Source organism: Vibrio sp. 10N.222.55.C6 (genome assembly GCF_041473395.1).
GTDB lineage: Bacteria > Pseudomonadota > Gammaproteobacteria > Enterobacterales > Vibrionaceae > Vibrio > Vibrio crassostreae_C.
On the sequence record NZ_JBFRSD010000815.1, the window covers coordinates 1 to 339 of the forward strand.

1 pseudogene is annotated in these 339 nt (G+C 48.4%); it reads right to left on the bottom strand.

Annotated elements, in window-relative coordinates:
- Positions 1–105: 105 nt before the first annotated feature.
- Positions 106–339, bottom strand: a pseudogene (locus tag AB4486_RS26325) (lipoprotein-releasing system ATP-binding protein LolD); the annotation flags it as partial.

Genomic DNA, 339 nt, shown 5'->3' on the forward strand with positions numbered 1-339 from the left:
CAAATACGGCGATGGCGATGATCAACACCGACAACAAACTGCGGCGACCGTTTCTAAATAAATTAAGCCACGCCAAGCGAAGCGATTGCAAAAAGCCAAACTGCATTAACTTGCCCATGAGACTGCCTCCTTGTTTGACACTGAAGAAACCAACTTACCGTCCACCAACTCAATCACACGGTCGCAACGTTTAGCCATTCTTGGATCATGGGTCGCAACAATAAAGGTGGTGCCAAACTCGTGGCCAAGCTCGTGCATAATATCGATCACGTTATTAGCAGTGTGGCTGTCTAAGCTCGCTGTCGGCTCATCGGCGATTACTAAGCTTGGGTTGTGGAT